Here is a 15,431-nt window from a genome sequence, read left to right on the forward strand (position 1 = left end):
TATGTCTCTTAGCACTCATAACTTATCTGTTGGCTACCATGATAAAGCCATCGTAAAACAGGTCGACCTAAACATTCCTGCAGGGAAAATCATCGCCTTACTTGGCCCAAATGGCTGCGGTAAATCCACTTTGCTAAAGGCCATGGCACGTATTCTTTCTCCAATGGATGGCCAAGTTCATTGGCAAGGTCAGAATCTTCACAACATCGCATCTAAAAAGCTGGCACAGCAACTCGCTTTATTGCCACAAACCCAACCGATTCCAGAAGGAATCAAAGTAAAAGATTTAGTTGCCTATGGTCGCAGTCCATACACGGGATTTTGGGGACGAATTAATAAAGAAGATCACGAGATTATCGCTCAAGTAATGCAGGAAACCGGCATTACCGAGCTTGCAGAGCAGCTGGTCAGTGAGCTTTCTGGCGGTCAACGTCAGCGTGTTTGGCTTGCCATGACGTTAGCACAAGACACTCCGTATTTATTGCTGGATGAACCAACTACTTATATGGATTTGAGCCACCAAGTAGAGCTGATGCATTTGTTGCGCAAATTAAATTTACAAGGCAAAACCATCATCACGGTACTCCATGATATCAACCAAGCGGCACGTTATTGCGACCATTTAATCGTAATGAAACAAGGCAAAATCATCACCCAAGGTGCGCCAGATTCAGTGCTTACTCAGCAACTTTTGAAAGAGGTCTTTTCATTGGATGCACAGATTCACCAAGACCCAATAGCCCAAACGCCTATGTGTGTGGTGGAGTAATGATAAAACTAATCGCTTAGTGAGGTGTGTTCTTTGGGCAACAGGGCAAACGCCTCATCTTGTGTAATCACAGTCGCATATTCACCGTGCAAGTTCGCCAATGACATGGCGTGCACTTCATCTGCGCTGCGTGACTGACCGAAAAAATCTTCTTTCTCAAACGCAAAACACGCACTACCCACTACATAGGTTTTAAAGCCTAAATTGCCTGCGCTTCTTACCGTCGACTCAACAGAGTTATTTGTGCTCACTCCTACAACCAACAAGGTGTGCAAGTTTTCTGATCGTAGCCACTCTTCTAAGTCCGAATAGATAAAGGCATCAGGAACGGACTTTTCAATGACTTTCTCATCCGCTAAAGGTTGAAAGGCGTCCTGAAAGAGAGCACCATCTTGGTCTGGCCAAAACAGAGATTCGGGCTCTGTCGATAAATGACGCACATGGACTATTGGTGCGTGGATAGAGCGCCAATGTGCCAGCAACTCCGCGATCTCGTGCTCCGCATTAGGGTTATTTCGTTCGCCAGCTTGTGGCCAAGACATACCTTGCTGCATATCAATGATCATCAATACGGCTGACTTTTCCATCGCTCTTTCCTCTAAGACTGTCCCGTGTTTCTAACCTGCTTTATCGCTTTTGTTATCTGTGTGATTTTCTAATTCAGACAATCGCTTATTTTGATAATGCAACTTAACGAAAAGCACCACCAGCGTCATAAGCAACAAAAAGGTCAAATTGCCTAAGAAATTAACCCTGTATTCCAATGATTTCACATTGGTTATTTTAGTCGATAAGGATTGATAATCGCCCAAAGAGGCGGTAGATAATTGCAGAATAGCAACACTTCGCTCAAGTTCAAATACTTTCTGGGCAAGCTCTTTGGGGTCTTCCGACACACTCTTTTCCGCCATAGTAAAAGACGCAAAACTGCTCAAAAATAGGCAGAACAACACTCGATATAACATGAGAACCTCTAAAATAGCGACCAATAGTCTGTTCTATCATAGCGGCATCAGTCACCTAATAGCCAGATGAAACCTGAGTAAATCTCAGACTCTCCACCTAGCAGAAGACTTAAACTCTAAAAATAGAAATACTTCGATTCAATGATTCCGCTTGATCAGCAATAGCTTTACTTGCTTGGGAATTCAAGGCTACCGATTCTGAAGTGTCTTCCGTGATTTCACGGATGGTATCGACGTTTTTACTGATCTCATTCGCTGCTATCGTTTGTTGTTCAATAGCCGTGGATACAGACTCTGCCATACCGGAGATTTCTTCCACATCGAGAATAATTTGCTCAAGCACAACACCTGTCGTCGCGGCTTCATCACGACTTAATACCCCATCCTGACGGCAATTTTCCATCAGCGTCACGATACCTTTGGTTCGCTCTTGTAAAGTAACAATAATGTCTGAAATCTCCTCCGTCGCAGTATGAGTACGGCTTGCCAAGGCACGAACCTCATCGGCAACAACGGCAAAACCTCGTCCTTGCTCACCGGCTCTCGCGGCTTCAATCGCAGCATTAAGCGCCAGCAAGTTAGTCTGCTCGGCAATACCTTGAATAACGCTTAACACAGTGCCAATACTTTCGCTTTCTTTGGCTAATTCGCTGACGGTTTCGACCGAGCCTTCAAGACTATCTGAAAGCTGGCGAATACGATTAATGGCCGAATTCACTTGAGATTGACCTTTTCGCGCGCTTTCTTGTGTAGATCGAGCCTTCGTGGCAGCCATTTCCATACTGCGTGAAATATCTTCCACGGTACCGACCATTTCAGTAACAGATACCGCAACCATGTCCGTTTCTGAGCGCTGCTTCTGAGCATCGTCTGATGTTCTTGCCGCATTTTGTGACAACTGAACGGTTGTCGTATTCATTTCTTGTACGGTGAGGTTTGCGTTAGCAATCACTCGGCTAAAATCGGCCAACATATCGTTGATACTGGCAGCAACAAAGCCAATTTCATCTTTCGCGGGTAAATCAACGCGCAAACTTATATTGTGAGTTGTTTGAATGTCTCGCATGGTTGATTGAATGGTGTTCAATGCTGAGTTAATCGTGCGGTTAATAATCCACCCCACAAACACTCCCGCAATAATGATCACGCCACAAAGAATGGTTGTCATCATCATGGCAAAAGATGTTTTTTCCTGAATAACAGAGGTTAATTGAGCTTCAAGTGAATCGAGTGCGGTTTCCGTTTGATGAATCGATTCCCGCATCGCCAATAATAGTCCTTCTTTACTGTTCAAGCCTAAAGCTTTTCTGCCTTCTGCATATTGATTAAAACCTGTTCGGTACTGTTCAGAAAGAGACACCAACAATTCAACTTTATCTGCCGGTAATGAACCACTGCGTAGATTGCTCGCTAACTGATCTAGTGTTTTGTTAAAAGAGGCAATGTATTTAGGATTATGACGCAGCATAAAATCTTTTTCATGTCGACGAAGCTGTAACATGGTCACCAACAAAGCATCCTGATTCAGAGCAGACAATTCACTCTCAATATTATGCACAGCGCCACGTAGTTCGCCCTGCAACCCAGTCTCTGGCGTTAACCCTAATGCTGTCGAAGCAGATACCACCGAGGCAAAATCAGCCTGATATTCTTTGAAATAGTCGGTGAGTTCCAACAAAATACCAGTATCAATGGCAAACTCATTCATCACGTTTTCAAGTAATGTTTGATCCGCGAAAAGCGAAGACATTGTCTGGTTGAATTTTGTTTCATAGGAAAGGTCGAGGCGAGCGAGAAAATCTTTCTCATTACGACGCAATGTCAGCATATTGACTTGTTGGTGTACGACAAGATTCTTAGCGTAATTTAGCTTTTCTAGATTGTTCTGGGTGTTGTAAAAAAGCCCTAACATGGCAACTAAGGCAACAACCAATAGCACGGTATTTAAAATTAACTTATGTTTAATAAGCACAGGAGGCTCCTATTATTCAATGTAAAACACTCCCTTACTTACAGAGAAGAACCCTTGTGCACGATACAGATCACACAGGTCTCTAAAACTAAATCCATCTATCTGCATAGTAATTCATTAGATCCGTAATAGCTGCAAAGCACACAATTCCATAATAAACGTCACAGTAAGTAACAAAGCTAGCTGAGGTTTGTTACAGAAAAACGTCCATTCATAAAAATCGAGTGAAAGATGTTTTCAGAAAATCCAGCAGCAAACGCAACTTTTTAGACTCTGCAGTCCCTGGAGGAAAAACCGCGTAAACATCAATTCCTGTACAGTGATAATCCGGCAAAATTCGCTCTAAACGCCCATTAGCGATACGTGGCTGCGCGTCGTACATGGGAATTCGGCCAATACCATTTCCCCCTTCTAAAAAGATGGTTCTTGCTGCGGCATTATTGGTGCTCACCGCACCTTGTACAGACAAACTAAAGGATTTGGAACCCTGACTTAAATGCACTGTATTGGCCGCTGGCGTATAGACCACCCAATCATGATCGTATAACTCTTCTGGCTTGGTAGGCTTACCGCGACGTCTAAAATACTCTGGCGAGCCACATAAACACGTTTCAAAGGTCTTCAGCTTGCTGGCTTGCAACCCAGAATCTAATAAGGGCGCACCTCGAATAGCCAGATCAATGCCATCTTTGATGATATTAACCACTTCATCACTTAGGGAAACATTCAATTCGATTAACGGATAAAGTTGTCGAAATTCGTTCAGTGCAGGAACAATAACTTGCAAGCCTAAATTCACTGGGCAGGTAATTTTTAACTTACCAACGGGCTCTTGTTTGGCTTTTTCTATTTGCTGATTGGCTTCATGGGCCTGAAAAGCAATGGCTCGGCAACGCTGATAATAAGCGTCACCGGTTTCGGTCAATGACAAAGATCGAGTAGTACGATTAAGCAGTTTTACACCCAGCTGTTCTTCTAATTTCTTTAGGTGATAACTCACCACGCCGCGGGAAATCCCCATGAATTTGGCGGCCGCAGTTAAACTGCCTTGCTCCACTACTTGGGCAAACACCACCATACTCTTTAACTGCTCAAACGAAACTTCCATCGTGACGACTCTTTTTCTATAGATAATGGATAGGACAGCAATTGTATCAATTATTAAACCAATGAAGTCAAAAACCTACTCATTATGTTTATTAGATAAATTAGATACACTAATCACAAGTTAACAAATCAACTCATTGAAAAACTCAGGAGTCACTTATGAGCAATAAAAAAATTCTAGTCGTACTTACTTCCCACTCTGATTTGGGCGACACAGGCCATAAAACAGGCTTTTGGGTAGAAGAGTTCGCAGCACCTTATTACGCATTTATTGATGCTGGCGCTGAAGTAACAGTCGCCACACCAAAAGGCGGCCAAGCACCAATCGATCCAAATAGTACCGCGCCAGACGCGCAAACGGATGCGACAAAACGTTTCTACGATGACCAAGCTGCGCAAGACGTGATTGCTAACACTGTAAAGTTGAGTGATATGAAACAAGACGATTTCGACGCTATCTTCTATCCAGGCGGCCACGGCCCACTTTGGGATTTGACTGAAAATGAAGAGTCAATTGCCTTGATCGAGAGCTTCATCGCAGCGAATAAGCCAATCTCTTCTGTTTGTCACGCACCAAGCGCTTTCTTGAATATTAAAGACGCTGATGGAGAGTACTTCATCAAGGGTAAAACCGTGACAGGTTTCACCAACAGCGAAGAAGCGGCGGTTCAATTAACCGAAATTGTGCCTTTCTTGCTAGAAGATGAAATGAAAAAACGCGGTGCAGATTACAAAAACACGGCGGACTGGACACCTTTCGCAGTGCAAGATGGCTTGATGATCACAGGTCAAAACCCTGCAAGTTCTGAATTGGTTGCTGAAAAACTATTGGCTCAACTGGCTAAATAAGCGCCTATCATCATAAGCACTAAAAAAACCCGCCTCAAGGAAACTTGAGGTGGGTTTTCTCGTTCTGGTTGCGCGATATTAAAAAGTGACTATATGGCGTAATCAAACACGATAATGTCTTCTAAAATCGGCCCTAGTTGCGCTTTTAATACTTCGTGTTCTGGGTGAGGAATATAAGCATCTCGTGCGGCTTCATCCACAAAGGTCATAAACACACAATGAGTATACTCTTTATTGCGCCCTTCAGGACTGTTATTTAGCCCCCATTCCACCGATTCAATGCCATCGATTTTGTCTTTAATCGCATCGAAATTAGCTAAAGACGTTGCAATATCAGTAGCTGAGGCTTGCTCTTTATACTGAATAAACAATACATGTCGAATCATAAAGACTCCTGTTTGAATAAATGATTGAGCAAAATCATACTCCGCTCTTACCACTAAAAACACGCGAATCATCAACAATCCTTAAAAGGTCAATTTTGTTCAATACTTAGAACTCCTAAGAAACGATATTGAGCATCTTTCGATTACTTTATAGGAACTCCTGATGACTCTCTCCTTAATTACTTCTATGTCTTTATTTGCCTTGGCGGCGTCTTTGTCACCAGGGCCGGTGAACCTTGTCTCGCTGAGTGGCAGCGCCCGCTATGGCATTAAAACAGGGCTTATTTTTGTAACGGGAGCGACACTCGGCTTTATTGTGCTGTTTTTGCTGATTGGCTTTGGGCTGCATTATTTAATTGATCAATTAAGCTGGATCACCCAAGTGTTGCAATGGTTAGGCATCGCTTTTCTACTGTACTTGAGTTATCAGATATTCACTGACAATGGCGAGCTGAACTCGGACAAACACAAGCACGCACCAACCTTTATGACAGGTGCCATTATGCAATGGCTTAATCCAAAAGCGTGGCTGGCTTCGTTGTCTGGTATTGCGGCCTATATTCCCAATGCCGAAGTGACGGAAGTGATGATCTTTGCCAGCCTGTATTTGCCAATCTGTTGGCTATCTTTAGGCGTTTGGGTGTGGATAGGAAAAATACTCGGGCAATATTTTCAAAGCCCAGCCAAGATGCGCTTGATGAACAAAACCTTGGCGACATTACTGGCAGGCAGTTGTGTGTTGATCCTTGTCTAACCAACCTTCACAAAGCAGAAATCGAACGCCGATACTGATCTGGCGTTGCCGCGACGCGCTGTTTAAACACGCGCTGAAAATGTGCTTGATCGCTAAAGCCAATCGTCTGAGCGACGTCCGCAATCGCTTGACCCTGCTTCAACGCTTGCTGACCCAATTGAATGCGACGATTTAAACGATAAGCGTGTGGCGTCATATTAAAATGACGCTTAAACGCACGAACTAAATAACCCGTACTGAAACCAAATTCAGCACTAATTTGCTCGATCGAAGTATCGTGCAAACAGTATTGATTCAAATAATCCGCCACTTGATATAAGTTATTTGCAGGCAAAGCAGTGGAAGATGGGATGCTATTCGCATCCAACTCAGTGAACAAGTCTACCAGCATCGCTTCCAGCCTTTGATTTTTATCTAAAGGCGAAAGGTTTGCAGTCATTAGAGATTCACATACTTCCACAAACGCCTGATACGTCTGAGCTGACAATAAAGTATCACTCAAAGTATCTTGCCAAGTTTGCGCTTCTCTAATGCCATGAGCAAACAATAAAGACGCTAGCCAGTCTTTGTCTAGATGCATCATGTAGTAAGCCCAAGGAGAATCTTGACGAGGATTACAGGCATGAACCACATCAGGGTTCATTATCACTAAAGCCCCCCGCTCAACCGCGTGTAAACGATCCGCACAGAGAAATTCACTTTGACCTTGCAGAATAGCACCAATGGACCATTCTTGATGAGAATGTGGTGCGTAGGTAACATTTCTTCCGTCCAACACTTGGCGAAGCTCCACATAAGGCAAGCTCGGATCGCGCCAGAAAATCGGATGGGTAGAAGGTGTCATCTTGTCGTCCTATCAAGCTGTTTAGGTCATACTTTACGGTAAGCAGCTGAAACGGAACGTGTCATCTAGCGCTTTCGGTAGCACCAAGGTGCTAAATTGTAAGCGTTTAGATTGCTTACATACGCTATTTCGCTCTGATTCATCGTCCACATAAATACGGCGATATTCCGTATTCAACACAGGCTTACCGGCTTTTATAAAGCTGGAGTAAGAGCGACATTCGGAGTATTCAAAACATTGCTCTGTAATGGCAAAGTCAAAATCGCTGCTCAGTGCCCGCGCCTGATCAGGGTCGTTTTTCAAACCAATTGCCAAACCTCGACTGTGCGCCTCTGCCGCTAAAAAGCGATTATAATCTAACTGATCATTGGCTCGAAACGAAAACCCCGTATTCGTTCGATAGCTGTCTAGGTTATCTGGCTCAACACCGTCACACCCTTTTGAGACGGCTAGATCAAGACGACGAGTCATGACCTCTCGCACGTCGCTAGAGCGAATCTCTAACCAACGCTCGTTGTCCCAACCACTCAGGGTTTTGCCTAAATCTTTGGTGGCAAAATCGACCGCGTCTGGACGCCAATCCTCGTAAGAACCTGCGGAGAAATAACAAATAACTTTTTTGCCGGATGCTTGCAGACGCTGAATCAGTTCAACAGAGGAATCAAATAAATCAATGTCATATAAATCCACGTCATAACCTTCGTTAACGACGCCGTCGAGCTGCCATTGCCAGGTCACGGAAACCGGTGGACGATACCAATTATCCGCCGCATAAACAGAAGGAACGACAGCCGAAAGAAAAAGGCAAAAAGCAGAGACTGGAAAAAGTAGCGCGCGCATAGTGAACTCCATATGCTCAAAAGGCTAGAAAGGCTAAAAAGCCCACGACAGGTCCTGCCGTAATCTATCACTCTACTCTGTTATGCCAATAAAAGCTTACAATCTAAAAAATCATTCTCCCTCAATCGATAGTTTAAAACACCTAATCAATCAACTGCTTAGCTAAAGCGTATTTTATTAAACCTGCCGAGGTATGAATGTCCAACTTGTTTTTTACATTTTGACGATGGGTTTCAACGGTTCTAACACTGATATCTAAAGAGTGAGCAATTTCTTTATTAGATAAACCTGCCGCTAGCGCTTTTAATACTGCGGTTTCACGCTTGGTTAAATCTTCATTTTCTTTTGGAGAAGGAGACGTAGGCGAAAATAAAGAGTCTGACGCACCAGAACTAAAATACGTACCGCTTTGGCATACTGTATTAATCGCTTGTACCAACTCTTCTGACGATACATCTTTCAATACATAACCATTCGCGCCAGACTGAATAAGGGACAAAATATATTCCTTGTCATTATGCATACTGAGCATCAGGATTTTGACATCAGGCTGCTCCGCCTTGAAACGCTTAGTCGCCTCTAATCCGTTTAATATCGGCATTGATACATCCATGAGAACCAAGTCAGGCAGAGTTTCTTTGGCTCGTTCTAAGGCGTCCAAGCCGTTGGATGCGGTGGCAATAATGTCGATATTACCTTCCAGCTCCAAGCGCGCTTGCAGGCCATCCAATACCAGCATGTGATCATCCACTAAGAGAACACGAATTTTTTTGGTCATTGTTTTAACTCTTCACTTACTGGTTAAAGACGTTGTTCAAGGGGCAATAGCGCTCGCACCGTCGTGCCTTTATCACGTTGCGACTCCAATATAAAATCACCACCAATCAATTCGATTCGCTCACGCATATTGATCAAACCAATACCTGAAGACAGGCCTGATTTTTTCGAGATGCCTTTGCCGTCATCCAAACACTCAAACACTACATGTCTATATGACTGCAAGACTTGTAGCGAGATATTGCTCGCGTGAGCGTGCTTTTCAATATTTGTTAACGACTCTTGAGTAAGGCGATAAATTGTAATTTCGATCTCATCAGGTAACTTAGCTGCCACGTCAAAACGATACACCACCTGGATGCCTGTTCGCTCCATAAACTGGTCGATCAAGGCTTGTAAAGCTGTGTCTAAACCTAAATCGTCTAATAAAGTAGGTCTTAAATTATGAGAAATCTGCCGTACTTCATTGATGGTTTGATTAATTAAATCTTCGGCTTTTTCTAACTCCTGATGAATCACCTCTTGTTCGTATCCGCGATCTAGCTTGTTTTCCGCTAATTCAATCCGAAACTTACAACTCACCAATAATTGATTAATGCCATCATGAAGCTCACGAGAAAAGCCCCGTCTTTCACTCACTTGCAAGCGCATAAAACGTTGCGCCAGTTCCTTTAGCCTTGAGTCCGCCAATTTATGTTCATGGAGATTAATCGCCAAACCTAACAAGATAACCAGAACCACAGTCACCACAACCACTTCAATGACGGTAAAAAAGCTGCGCTGTATATTCTCATTCATCGTTGCTTTGGTTTTCGCTAATTCAGCGTAGACGTCATCTAGATACAACCCTGTCCCCATCATCCAATCCCATCTGTCGATGGCAAGCACATAACCCAACTTATCTTCTTGCTTCATCAGTGGCGGCTTCTCCCAAATATATCTGTGATAACCTCCACCTGCTTGAGCGGCACGGATTAAACCTTGAATGAGGAAGTTTCCTGAACGGTCCTGAAAATCCCATAAGTTTTTACCGACAAAATCTGGCTGCGTTGGATGAACTAAATTCACCCCAGACATTTCATAAGCGAAAAAATACCCATCATCCTCATAACTTAATCCCGCTAAAATCTTCTTCACCCGATCCTGCGCTTCCGCATCGTCTAATTCGGTATTTTCCAATATGGGGCGAATCGCAGACATGGCAATATTAACGTGGTTTTTTAACGCCTGTTTCTTGGCATTAACCAAGTTAAATTCATAAATAGATAATTCTTGTGAGGCTAAATCACGGGCAGACTGAAAGCCCAGATAAGTAATAATAGCGGTCGCCACAATCAGTGGCGCGACAGCAAGAAGAATAACTTTACTTTTTAATCCCACGGAAAAAGACCTTTTTTATTATTTTAGGCTTTCAATATTCAGTGATATGCAGAAAACACTATCAACAAAAAAGCGGGTAAAGACCCGCTTCCTTGCTCTATATTTTATCCCGTTTTAAATCAATCCATGCCATATAGCTCTGGAAAAATCATAATACTGACCAGAACCAAGACCTGAATCAATATAAATGGCATGACGCCTTTATAAATATCCGTTGTTTTAATCGAACTAGGAGCAACACCTTTTAAATAGAATAGACTAAAACCAAAGGGTGGCGTTAAGAAAGATGTCTGTAGATTCATTGCAATCAAGATTGCGAACCACACCATATTGATTCCCAACGCTTCGGCAACAGGCGCTAAAATTGGCACGATAATAAAGGCAATTTCAACGAAGTCGATAAAGAAGCCCAAGATCAAAATGGCAATCATGGCTAGGATAATGAAGCCCCATTTTTCACCTGGAAGATTCAATAGCACTTCTTCAACAATATAATCACCGCCGGTATAACTGAACGCCATAGAGAAAGCCGTAGCCCCCATCAGAATAGCAAACACCATGGCAGTTACTTTCACCGTTTCCAAGCCACTGTCATACAACATTTTCCAGCTAAATTGACGGTAAATAAGTGCCAATATAATTGCACCTACACCACCTAACGCTGAAGATTCAGTCGGTGTCGCAATACCAGTAAAAATAGAACCCAGTACGATCAACACTAATGCCAACGGCGGAATAATCGCTTTTAGTGCACTGCGAATTTGCTGTGCGCGAGTTTCATCATCCAAATCCTGTGGCATTGCTGGAGCAAGCTCAGGTTTTAAGAAAGTAAGAATCAAGATGTAAACAATATAACAAGCGATGAGAATCATGCCAGGGAACAAAGCCGCTTGGAAAAGATCGCCTACAGGAATGCCTAAAACATCCCCTAAGATGATCAAAATTATCGATGGTGGAATAATTTGACCCAAGGTACCAGACGCGCAAATCGTGCCACAAGCTAAAGACTTACTGTAGTTATACTTCAGCATAACTGGCAAAGAGATTAGACCCATGGCCACGACACTCGCGCCAACCACGCCAGTCGATGCGGCTAAGAGCGCCCCCACTAAAATAGTCGAAATCGCTAAACCGCCACGAACACCACCAAACAGTTTGCCCATGGCCTCTAATAACTGCTCTGCTAGCCTCGTTTTTTGTAACACAATGCCCATGAATACAAACAATGGCACAGCCATCATCACCGTATTTTCCATGTAGCTTTGAATGCGGAACGGCATGAAAGCAAACATATCAAAACCTTCGGCAAATACGCCAAAGATCAAAGCAATGCCACCAAAGGTAAAGGCAACAGGGAACCCCAGTAAAAGCATCACTAGGGCAACGAAAAACATGATTATTCCAATCATAAATAACCTACAAGCTTAAAAGGGAGACAAAGATCAATGTTGAATGGGTGGATGCGAGAAGCCTTCTTCGCTAACGCCTCGCAGCACATTAATGCAACGAATAAGCATTCCTAACCCACTGATCGTCATAGAGAAAAAAGCAAAAGGAATAACCGCTTTAATAATCCAACGGTAAGGCAGGCCACCTGGGTCACCACTGGTTTCGCCCAAAGCATACGCTTCATGAGCAAAGCCGACACCGTAATATCCCACTAATAAAGTAAAAGGAATTAAGAAAAACACACAGCCAAACAGATCTACCCAAGCTTTGCCTCGAATAGACAAATTCTCATAGATCAAATCCACACGAACATGGCCACCGTGCTGAATGCCATAAGGAATACCTAACAAAAAGATCGCAGCGTATAAGTGCCACTCCAACTCCTGCATCGCAATCGACACATCATTGAAGGCATAGCGCATCAACACATCGTAGAAAACGTTAAACAGTAAGACGATGAACAACACCGTCGAAAGCACACCAAGGAAATTAGAAAAACGAGTGATGCCTCGTTCTAGGGTGATTAACAACATGACAAACTCCTAGAAAAAAGCATAACGAGTAATGCTTACTCGTTATGCTTGGAGGTTTTATTCCGCTAGACTATCAACACTGTCTAAGTAAGCTCGGTCAGAAATATTGGTCCAGACGCGTACTTTTTTCAGGTAGTTAGCTTGAGAGTCCAAGATCTCTTTTGCCAAAGGATCTTCAGCTGCTTTCTCATCAAGAAGCTCTTGGTTCGCTTTTTTCATCGCTAACAACACATCTTTAGGGAACGTTTTGACCTGAACATTCGGATATTCTGTCTTCATGGTCGCCCAGTTTTCAGCACTCTCATGATAAGACTGAATGTACATGTCGTAAGACGCTAGCTTCATAGAAGTGCGAAGAATTTCGCGAAGGTCATCTGGAAGTTTTTTCCATGTGCGTTCATTCACAAGGAACTGCAGCTCTGTCGCTGGCTCATGCCAACCAGTGTAGTAATAAGGCGCAATTTTATGGAAGCCCATACGCAAATCTAGAGATGGCCCTACCCACTCAAGTGCATCAATCGTTCTGCGCTCAAGAGCAGTATAAAGTTCACCAGAAGCGATATTGGTTGGCTTAGCGCCCAATTTTGCTAGAACTTCACCTGCAAACCCTGGAATACGCATTTTCAGACCCTGTAGGTCTTCAAGTGAATTGATTTCTTTCTGGAACCAGCCACCCATTTGGTTACCAGTATTACCACCTGGGAACGACAATAAGCCAAACGGTTGATACACTTTCTGCATCAACTCCATACCACCGCCGTAATAAAACCAGCCGTATTGCTCAGGCGTAATCATGCCAAATGGCATAGTGGTAAAGTACAGAGTATTTGGCACCTTGCCTTTCCAGTAGTAAGACGCAGAGTGCCCCATGTCGTACTGACCAGAACGCACCATATCAAACACACCTAAAGGCGCTTTGTGTTTATTGGCAGAGTCGATAGTGATTTTTAAACGTCCGTTGGACATTTCATCGGCAATACGGGCCATATTTCGTGGCGCATCACCAAAGATAGGAAAATTAGACGCCCATGTTTCAGCCATCTTCAATTTATAGACTTTTTCCGCCGCAATAGCAGGTAGAGAAAAAGCACATAGAGCCACCGCGGTTGCAGCAACAAGAGTTGTGAGTTTTAAGGATTTCATTGTTTTTATCATCCTGTGAGTCTTATTTTTATGATTTAAGATCGAGCAGAATGAATAATGGCGTGTATAGAAAGTGCAAACAATTCGTACGAATACCGAGTGCAGCATCGGAAACTACGTATACGACTAAGTATTTCTACGTAGAAACAAGCCGCAAAGTGATCTATCAAAAACGTCAGTGATCTGCCATTAACTCTATAATATAAGGCTCTATTGTCTCGGCAAAAATTTGATACTGGCTGGCATTCGGATGCAAAAAATCATTCATAACATCACTTGTTAATAGACCATCGCTGTCTAGAAATACCCGATTAATGTCCGCAAAGAATATTTTTTCATTATCAGCATACGTACTAATAATTTGATTTACCTTGTCGTTCAACACACGTAATTTTTGTGTTGGCTTGGCGCTACGAGGAAAAATAGCTAAGAGCAAAATTTTAGTCTGTGGCAACTTCTCCATTAATAAAGACAAAATCTGTTTAATACCTAAAGCTGTATCTTCTGGCTTGTCCAAGCGATGTCCTGAGTTATTTGTTCCAATCAGTAAAACCAATAACTTAGGCTGGATATTATCTACTTCACCATGAGCCAAACGCCACAAAACATTCTCTGTTTTGTCACCATTAAAACCAAGATTTAACGCACGCCTTGGGCCATAAAAGACATCCCACACTTCAGCACCTTCTTTTTCCCATGCTTGAGTAATGGAATCCCCCAGGAACACTAAATCCACTTGTCCCATTGTTTCTTTTAATGCAAGTTTTTCCTCGTGTCTAGGCAGCCACCAAACCGTGTCCTGCTCAATTGAACGGATCGACAAAGGAGTATGTGAGTTAACCGAGCTTGATGACATAAAAAAGATTACTTGTTAAATGGAATTACAAAGACTAACTGATCGAAGTGAATCTTTATAGATTCCTCTACATCTAACCGAACTATTTGTGAATAAAATAATGCCTTATCCCCAGACTACATTGAATACATGTTGTCACTCAACATTAACAAAGCATCACAGATCACAACACACGTCAGAGTAATGTGAGGAGGATTTATTCAGATAAACGATATAAGGCGTTCTCTTTTGATGACCCGCGCTTACGAGTCGAAGGATGAGACAGGCGCAAACTGGATACAGAGGGTAAGCCATTACTACGTGTCATGAGATCAGATAGACGACATAAGGCGCACTCCTTTAATGTCGCGCTAGCACATCAAAGGATGAGACAACCGCAAACTGAGTACGAGAGGGTAAGCCATTGCTGCGTAGCTCATAGCTCGGGCAAATCAGATAGACGATATAAAGCGTTCTCTTTTGATGACGCGCTCAGATAAACGATATAAGGCGTTCTCTTTTGATGACCCGCGCAGACGCGTCGAAGGATGAGACAGGCGCAAGCGGGACACAAAAGAGCAAGCCACTGCTACGTATCATGAATTCAGATAGGCAACATAAGGCGTCTTCTTTTGATAACTCGCGCAGACGCGTCGAAGAATGAGACAGGCGCAAGCGGGGCACAAAAGGGCAAGCCACGGTTGCAGCAAGAGCAAACCATTGCTGCAGGAGTAAGCCATTACAGCTTAGCTTGTTGATTCCCCGTAACGAAAAAACCTGGCTTTGGAGTGCCATGCGACGACCACAATGATCTGAAGCGGTGCTTCA

General features: G+C 43.2%; 16 protein-coding genes. 3 read left to right on the forward strand and 13 right to left on the reverse strand.

The features are described from left to right. The first annotated feature begins 1 nt into the window (after position 1). Entirely contained in the window at positions 2-769 is a 768-nt protein-coding gene (fecE, locus tag DFP75_RS14285) for a Fe(3+) dicitrate ABC transporter ATP-binding protein FecE (RefSeq protein ID WP_110576727.1), read from the forward strand. A gap of 8 nt (positions 770-777) precedes the next feature. Here fecE and DFP75_RS14290 read toward each other — a convergent pair whose 3' ends face one another. The 4 genes from DFP75_RS14290 to DFP75_RS14305 form a co-directional block, all read right to left on the reverse strand. After that, positions 778-1,356, reverse strand: coding sequence for a cysteine hydrolase family protein (locus DFP75_RS14290; RefSeq protein ID WP_110576728.1), 579 nt, complete (start codon positions 1,354-1,356; stop codon positions 778-780). A 30-nt stretch (positions 1,357-1,386) separates the two neighbouring features. After that, the gene (locus DFP75_RS14295; protein WP_110576729.1) at positions 1,387-1,734 is read right to left on the reverse strand and encodes a hypothetical protein; all 348 of its coding nucleotides are present in this window, start codon (positions 1,732-1,734) and stop codon (positions 1,387-1,389) included. A 109-nt stretch (positions 1,735-1,843) separates the two neighbouring features. Then, on the reverse strand, positions 1,844-3,706 hold the full coding sequence (locus tag DFP75_RS18455; protein WP_110576730.1) for a methyl-accepting chemotaxis protein: 1,863 nt from the start codon (positions 3,704-3,706) through the stop codon (positions 1,844-1,846). Between the two features lie 211 nt (positions 3,707-3,917). Then, entirely contained in the window at positions 3,918-4,814 is an 897-nt protein-coding gene (locus DFP75_RS14305; protein WP_110576731.1) for a LysR family transcriptional regulator, read from the reverse strand. Positions 4,815-4,972: 158 nt separating this feature from the next. Between DFP75_RS14305 and DFP75_RS14310 the strand changes: the two genes are divergently transcribed. Beyond that, complete coding sequence (locus DFP75_RS14310) at positions 4,973-5,662, forward strand: type 1 glutamine amidotransferase domain-containing protein (protein ID WP_110576732.1); 690 nt, start codon at positions 4,973-4,975, stop codon at positions 5,660-5,662. 89 nt (positions 5,663-5,751) lie between these two features. On the opposite strand, the gene DFP75_RS14315 is transcribed toward DFP75_RS14310, so the two are convergent. Further along, the gene (locus DFP75_RS14315; protein WP_110576748.1) at positions 5,752-6,048 is read right to left on the reverse strand and encodes a Dabb family protein; all 297 of its coding nucleotides are present in this window, start codon (positions 6,046-6,048) and stop codon (positions 5,752-5,754) included. Between the two features lie 163 nt (positions 6,049-6,211). Between DFP75_RS14315 and DFP75_RS14320 the strand changes: the two genes are divergently transcribed. Continuing rightward, positions 6,212-6,802 (forward strand): LysE family translocator, encoded by a 591-nt coding sequence (locus tag DFP75_RS14320; RefSeq protein ID WP_110576733.1) that lies wholly within the window; start codon positions 6,212-6,214, stop codon positions 6,800-6,802. Positions 6,803-6,809: 7 nt separating this feature from the next. On the opposite strand, the gene DFP75_RS14325 is transcribed toward DFP75_RS14320, so the two are convergent. From DFP75_RS14325 to DFP75_RS14360, 8 genes are all read right to left on the reverse strand, one after another. Continuing rightward, positions 6,810-7,646, reverse strand: a complete 837-nt coding sequence (locus DFP75_RS14325) for an AraC family transcriptional regulator (RefSeq protein ID WP_110576734.1) — start codon at positions 7,644-7,646, stop codon at positions 6,810-6,812. 33 nt (positions 7,647-7,679) lie between these two features. Next, the gene (locus DFP75_RS14330; RefSeq protein ID WP_110576735.1) at positions 7,680-8,486 is read right to left on the reverse strand and encodes an endo alpha-1,4 polygalactosaminidase; all 807 of its coding nucleotides are present in this window, start codon (positions 8,484-8,486) and stop codon (positions 7,680-7,682) included. A 142-nt stretch (positions 8,487-8,628) separates the two neighbouring features. Then, positions 8,629-9,264 carry a response regulator transcription factor gene (locus tag DFP75_RS14335; RefSeq protein ID WP_110576736.1) on the reverse strand — a complete coding sequence of 212 codons (636 nt, stop codon included), beginning with the start codon at positions 9,262-9,264 and terminating at the stop codon, positions 8,629-8,631. Positions 9,265-9,287: 23 nt separating this feature from the next. Continuing rightward, positions 9,288-10,643 carry a cache domain-containing protein gene (locus DFP75_RS14340; RefSeq protein WP_110576737.1) on the reverse strand — a complete coding sequence of 452 codons (1,356 nt, stop codon included), beginning with the start codon at positions 10,641-10,643 and terminating at the stop codon, positions 9,288-9,290. A 119-nt stretch (positions 10,644-10,762) separates the two neighbouring features. Further along, a complete protein-coding gene (locus DFP75_RS14345) occupies positions 10,763-12,052 on the reverse strand; it encodes a TRAP transporter large permease (protein WP_110576738.1) in 1,290 nt (429 codons plus the stop codon). 33 nt (positions 12,053-12,085) lie between these two features. Beyond that, on the reverse strand, positions 12,086-12,625 hold the full coding sequence (locus tag DFP75_RS14350) for a TRAP transporter small permease subunit (RefSeq protein ID WP_110576739.1): 540 nt from the start codon (positions 12,623-12,625) through the stop codon (positions 12,086-12,088). A 57-nt stretch (positions 12,626-12,682) separates the two neighbouring features. Continuing rightward, positions 12,683-13,768, reverse strand: coding sequence for a TRAP transporter substrate-binding protein (locus tag DFP75_RS14355; RefSeq protein ID WP_110576749.1), 1,086 nt, complete (start codon positions 13,766-13,768; stop codon positions 12,683-12,685). A gap of 175 nt (positions 13,769-13,943) precedes the next feature. After that, the gene (locus DFP75_RS14360; protein WP_110576740.1) at positions 13,944-14,624 is read right to left on the reverse strand and encodes a GDSL-type esterase/lipase family protein; all 681 of its coding nucleotides are present in this window, start codon (positions 14,622-14,624) and stop codon (positions 13,944-13,946) included. Positions 14,625-15,431 lie beyond the last annotated feature (807 nt).

This window comes from Marinomonas alcarazii (assembly GCF_003208215.1).
Taxonomy (GTDB): Bacteria; Pseudomonadota; Gammaproteobacteria; order Pseudomonadales; family Marinomonadaceae; genus Marinomonas; species Marinomonas alcarazii.

Bases quoted from the DNA above. Each gene is read 5' to 3' on its own strand.
- DFP75_RS14295 (WP_110576729.1), bottom strand. From the start codon at position 1,734: ATGTTATATCGAGTGTTGTTCTGCCTATTTTTGAGCAGTTTTGCGTCT.
- DFP75_RS14350 (WP_110576739.1), bottom strand. From the start codon at position 12,625: ATGTTGTTAATCACCCTAGAACGAGGCATCACTCGTTTTTCTAATTTC.
- DFP75_RS14315 (WP_110576748.1), bottom strand. From the start codon at position 6,048: ATGATTCGACATGTATTGTTTATTCAGTATAAAGAGCAAGCCTCAGCT.
- DFP75_RS14290 (WP_110576728.1), bottom strand. From the start codon at position 1,356: ATGGAAAAGTCAGCCGTATTGATGATCATTGATATGCAGCAAGGTATG.
- DFP75_RS14355 (WP_110576749.1), bottom strand. From the start codon at position 13,768: ATGAAATCCTTAAAACTCACAACTCTTGTTGCTGCAACCGCGGTGGCT.
- DFP75_RS14335 (WP_110576736.1), bottom strand. From the start codon at position 9,264: ATGACCAAAAAAATTCGTGTTCTCTTAGTGGATGATCACATGCTGGTA.
- DFP75_RS14360 (WP_110576740.1), bottom strand. From the start codon at position 14,624: ATGTCATCAAGCTCGGTTAACTCACATACTCCTTTGTCGATCCGTTCA.
- DFP75_RS14320 (WP_110576733.1), top strand. From the start codon at position 6,212: ATGACTCTCTCCTTAATTACTTCTATGTCTTTATTTGCCTTGGCGGCG.
- DFP75_RS14330 (WP_110576735.1), bottom strand. From the start codon at position 8,486: ATGCGCGCGCTACTTTTTCCAGTCTCTGCTTTTTGCCTTTTTCTTTCG.
- DFP75_RS14325 (WP_110576734.1), bottom strand. From the start codon at position 7,646: ATGACACCTTCTACCCATCCGATTTTCTGGCGCGATCCGAGCTTGCCT.
- fecE (WP_110576727.1), top strand. From the start codon at position 2: ATGTCTCTTAGCACTCATAACTTATCTGTTGGCTACCATGATAAAGCC.
- DFP75_RS14305 (WP_110576731.1), bottom strand. From the start codon at position 4,814: ATGGAAGTTTCGTTTGAGCAGTTAAAGAGTATGGTGGTGTTTGCCCAA.
- DFP75_RS14345 (WP_110576738.1), bottom strand. From the start codon at position 12,052: ATGATTGGAATAATCATGTTTTTCGTTGCCCTAGTGATGCTTTTACTG.
- DFP75_RS14310 (WP_110576732.1), top strand. From the start codon at position 4,973: ATGAGCAATAAAAAAATTCTAGTCGTACTTACTTCCCACTCTGATTTG.